Below are 4,422 nucleotides of genomic sequence, written 5' to 3' on the forward strand. Positions count from 1 at the left end.
CACCCATCTCGGCCGCGTGGGCCGCATAATTCTTCCCGACGGCGATCACCTTGCTCGCGAGAATCGGTGCGAGCAGTCGCACGTCGGCGAGCGGCCACGACCGGCCAGTGAAAGTCGGTGTCCCGAAGGGATGTTCGGCAATCTCCTTCGCCGTTTGCTGGTTACCCCCTCCCTCGATACTCACGAATGCCACACCATCAGGACTTGCAATTCGACCCAGACGCATGTCGAAAGTCTATCGACCTCTCCGGCGCCGTCGCCATGCCGTCCGATCGCGGCCGGGGCGGCGCATGTAAAGTCGGCGTCGGTGTTCATAGTGCAAGATTGTTTTCTTACATATTGAGATACGGAGGTGTGGTCGTGACCACCACCGATCAAGATCGACCGACGGCATCGGCCCGCAAATGGGTCATGCTCGCGCTCGGAATGCTGGCGCAAACCGCCAGTGCGGTCTTCATCAACGGGGCGGCTTTTCTCATCCCTGCACTGCACGACGACCGCGGACTCGCCCTTGCCGGCGCCGGACTACTCGTCGCGATGCCGACGGTCGGCATCATGCTCACCCTCATCGCCTGGGGCGTGCTCGTCGACCGCATCGGCGAGCGCCTCGTCCTGGTCACCGGACTTGGCTTGACCGCCCTGGCCAGTGCAGCAGCGTACTTCACCACCTCGTTCGTGTTGCTCGGCCTTGCGCTGCTCGTCGGCGGAATGGCGGCGGCCAGCGCCAACAGCGCGAGCGGACGCGTGGTCGTCGGATGGTTCCCCCCTCACCGGCGTGGACTGGCGATGGGCATCAGGCAGATGTCCGTCCCCCTCGGTGTCGCCATCGCAGCGTTGACGATCCCGACCATCGCTCGCGATCACGGTGTGTCCGCGGCGCTCGCCGTTCCAGCGCTCGTGTGTACGCTCGCCGCGATACTGTGCCTCGCCATCGTCGATCCGCCGCGTCCGAGCTTTGCCGCGGCCTTGGAACAGGGACTGTTGGCCAATCCGTACAAGGCCGGCTCGCAACTGTGGCGCGTACATTCGACGTCGATCCTGCTGGTGGTGCCCCAGTACGTCGTCTGGACATACGCACTGGTTTGGCTCATGACCGACCGGGAATGGTCGGCCGCCTCCGCAGGCATCCTCGTCACCGCCACCCAGATCCTCGGTGCACTGGGCAGGATGAGCGTCGGGGCACTCTCCGATCGTGTCGGCAGCCGCATGCGCCCACTCCGTTGGGTGGCGGTGGGCGCGTCCTTCAGCATGTTCGGACTTGCACTGACCGACTACTTCGACTCCCCCGTCTCGATCGCGTTCCTCGTACTCGCATCGGTCATGACGGTGGCGCCCAACGGTCTCGCGTTCACGGCCGTCGCCGAGTTTTCGGGGCCGTACTGGAGTGGCCGAGCCCTCGGTGTGCAGAACACCGGCCAGTACATCGCCGCATCGCTCGTCCCACCGGCGTTCGGTGTTTTGGCCGCCTTCAGCTTCCCCGTGGCATTTTTCGTTTCTGCGGTATTTCCCGCGCTGTCCGTTCCTGTCGTTCCGGACGATCACGAGACCACCGCCTGAACCCTGAGATCGGTAATACACGCGAAAGCCTCCCTCGACCGGAGTCGAGGGAGGCTTTCGGGTGAGATTGCGGGGTGAGGTCAGAGCCGTCCGGCGATCCGATCACCGATCGCGGCCGTACTCGCCGCATCGGAGCCCCGAGATACGAGGTCCGCGGCAACAGCAGCTTCCACGCGTTCCGCATTCGCGGTGTCGCCGAGGTGCGCCAGCATGAGCGAGACCGACAGGATCGCGGCCGTCGGGTCGGCCTTGCCCTGCCCAGCAATGTCGGGCGCACTACCGTGAACGGGCTCGAACATGCTCGGGTTCGTGCGAGTGGCATCGATGTTGCCGCTTGCAGCGAGACCGATACCGCCGCTGACCGCCGCAGACAGGTCCGTGACGATGTCGCCGAACAGGTTGTCGGTGACGATCACGTCGAAGCGTCCCGGATCGGTGACGAGGTGGATCATCGCGGCGTCGATGTGCTGGTACGCGACCTCGACCTCCGGGAAATCCTTCGCCACGGCGTCCACCGTCCGAGCCCACAGGCTTCCCGCGAAGGTGAGCACGTTCGTCTTGTGCAGCAGGGTCACGTGCATTTTACGGCCCATTGCCCGGGCAAAACCGTCGCGCACCACACGCTCGACGCCGTAGCGGGTGTTGACGCTCACCTCGGTGGCAACCTCGTGCGGTGTGCCGACCCGCAGAGCACCACCGTTACCGGTGTACGGGCCCTCCGTGCCTTCGCGCACGACGACGACGTCGATCTTCTTGTTGCCGTCGAGCGGCCCGACGACTCCGGGGTACAGCTTGGCCGGACGGAGGTTGATGTGGTGATCGAGCTCGAACCGCGCACGCAGCAACAGTCCGCGCTCGAGCACACCGCTGGGCACGGACGGGTCGCCGATCGCACCGAGAAGGATGGCATCGTGCGCCCGGACTTCGTCGAGAACCGAGTCCGGTAGAAGCTCGCCGGTCGCGTTGTAGCGGCGTGCCCCCAGGTCGTACTCGGTTCTTTCGACACCGGGAACGACGATGTCGAGCACCTTGAGTGCCTGATCGACGACCTCGGGACCGATTCCATCTCCGGCGATGACGGCGAGCTTCATGGACTCCTCGTTCTAGTTGTTACGGGTATCGGTGGACGACTCGCTCAGGAAAGATCGACGAGTTCGATCGTCGATGCGCCCACGGAACTCGCGATGTTCGAGCGCAGGTCTGCGGGCACGTCTTTGTCGACGCGCAACAGGATCGTCGCGCCCTCACCTTCCGAGTCCTGGCTCAGCGCAGCGGCCTGAATGTCGATTCCTGCATCGCCGAGCAACATGCCGATTCGGCCGAGGCTTCCCGGCTGATCCGCGTAGTTGACGATCAGGTTCTTGCCTTCGGCGCGGAGATCGAAGTTGCGCCCGTTGATGTTGACGATTTTCTCGACCTGAAGGTTGCCCGTGAGCGTGCCCGCGACGTTGAGCACGGTTCCGTCGCCGTACACCGCCCGAATGTCGACGACGCTGCGGTGGTTCTCGCTTTCGCTGGCCGTGGTGACCTCGGCGGTGACGCCTCGCTCGTCGGCGAGCGAGGGAGCGTTGACGAAGGTGACCGCGTCCTCGATGACGGCGGAGAACAGTCCGCGCAGCGCGGAAAGCTTCAGAATCTGCACATCGGACGCGGCCAGCTCACCGCGCACGTCGACCGACAGCGAGGTCGGCAGTTCGTCGGACAGGGCTCCGAGGAGCACACCCTGCTTGCGGACGATTTCGAGCCACGGGGACACCTCTTCGCCGACTGCGCCGCCCTTGACGTTGACGGCGTCGGGGACGAATTCGCCTGCGAGAGCGAGTAGTACCGACTTGGCGACGTCGGTGCCTGCGCGGTCCTGCGCTTCGGTGGTCGACGCGCCGAGGTGTGGGGTGACCACTACCTGCGGCAGCTCGAACAGCGGGCTGTCGGTGCAAGGCTCGGACGCGTAGACGTCGATGCCCGCTGCGAAGACGTGCCCGCTGGTGATCGCGTCCGCCAGTGCCTGCTCGTCGACGAGTCCGCCGCGGGCGGCGTTGACCACGATGACGCCGGGCTTGGTCTTGGCGAGTGCTTCCTTGCCGATGATGCCCTTGGTCTCCGGGGTCTTGGGCAAGTGCACCGAGAACATGTCCGCACGCGTGAGTAGCTCGTCGAGGCTGACGAGTTCGATGCCCAACTGCGCTGCGCGAGCCGCGGAGACGTAGGGGTCGTACGCAATGATGTGGGTTTCGAAGGCCGCGAGACGCTGCGCGAAGAGCTGGCCGATGCGGCCCAGGCCGACGACGCCGACGGTCTTGCCGAAGATCTCGACACCGTTGAACTTGCTGCGCTTCCACTCGTGCTGACGCAAAGTGGCGTCGGCTGCGGGGATTTGGCGCGCCGCGGCCAGCAGTAGCGTCACCGCGTGCTCGGCGGCGGTGTGAATATTGGATGTGGGCGCGTTGACTACCAGTACGCCGCGCTCGGTGGCGGCAGGCACGTCGACGTTGTCGAGACCTACGCCTGCGCGGGCAACGATCTTCAGATTGGTTCCGGCAGCGAGTACCTCGGCGTCGACCGTCGTGGCGGAGCGGACGAGGATGGCGTCGGCTTCCGGCACCGCGGCGAGCAGTGCCGGGCGATCCGGGCCGTCGACCCAACGAACCTCGACGCCGTCGCCGAGCGCCTCGACTGTGGACTGCGCAAGTTTGTCGGCGATCAGAACAACAGGACGGCCTGGCTGGCTCACGTGAAAAACTCCCTATGTAGGTCGAGGTCGGTACTGGCTGATTGTGACGCGGTGGAGCTGAAGAAGTGCGTGTGGTGCAGGTCGAGTTTAAGGGCGCCCCGCATACGGGGGGCACCCGGCACGCGCCGGAGCGC

The 4,422-nt window shown here is 65.3% G+C and carries 4 protein-coding genes; 1 reads left to right on the plus strand and 3 read right to left on the minus strand.

The genetic code is table 11. The features are described from left to right. Positions 1-226: DUF2437 domain-containing protein (locus WBQ44_RS01335; protein WP_495564937.1), on the minus strand; the 226-nt coding region annotated here is incomplete at its 3' end. 185 nt (positions 227-411) lie between these two features. Between WBQ44_RS01335 and WBQ44_RS01340 the strand changes: the two genes are divergently transcribed. Then, complete coding sequence (locus tag WBQ44_RS01340; RefSeq protein WP_495564940.1) at positions 412-1,557, plus strand: MFS transporter; 1,146 nt, start codon at positions 412-414, stop codon at positions 1,555-1,557. Positions 1,558-1,637: 80 nt separating this feature from the next. Here the strand turns inward: WBQ44_RS01340 and WBQ44_RS01345 are convergent, their stop codons facing one another. Both WBQ44_RS01345 and serA read right to left on the minus strand, forming a co-directional pair. Next, positions 1,638-2,648, minus strand: coding sequence for a 3-isopropylmalate dehydrogenase (locus WBQ44_RS01345; protein ID WP_495564938.1), 1,011 nt, complete (start codon positions 2,646-2,648; stop codon positions 1,638-1,640). A gap of 44 nt (positions 2,649-2,692) precedes the next feature. Continuing rightward, the gene (serA, locus tag WBQ44_RS01350) at positions 2,693-4,288 is read right to left on the minus strand and encodes a phosphoglycerate dehydrogenase (RefSeq protein ID WP_495564939.1); all 1,596 of its coding nucleotides are present in this window, start codon (positions 4,286-4,288) and stop codon (positions 2,693-2,695) included. Positions 4,289-4,422: the final 134 nt, after the last annotated feature.

Origin of the sequence: Rhodococcus sp. (in: high G+C Gram-positive bacteria) (assembly GCF_049591685.1) — a bacterium.
GTDB lineage: Bacteria > Actinomycetota > Actinomycetes > Mycobacteriales > Mycobacteriaceae > Rhodococcoides.

Coding starts and splice junctions, on each gene's coding strand:
- WBQ44_RS01345 (WP_495564938.1), bottom strand. CDS start 2,648: ATGAAGCTCGCCGTCATCGCCGGAGATGGAATCGGTCCCGAGGTCGTC.
- WBQ44_RS01340 (WP_495564940.1), top strand. CDS start 412: ATGCTCGCGCTCGGAATGCTGGCGCAAACCGCCAGTGCGGTCTTCATC.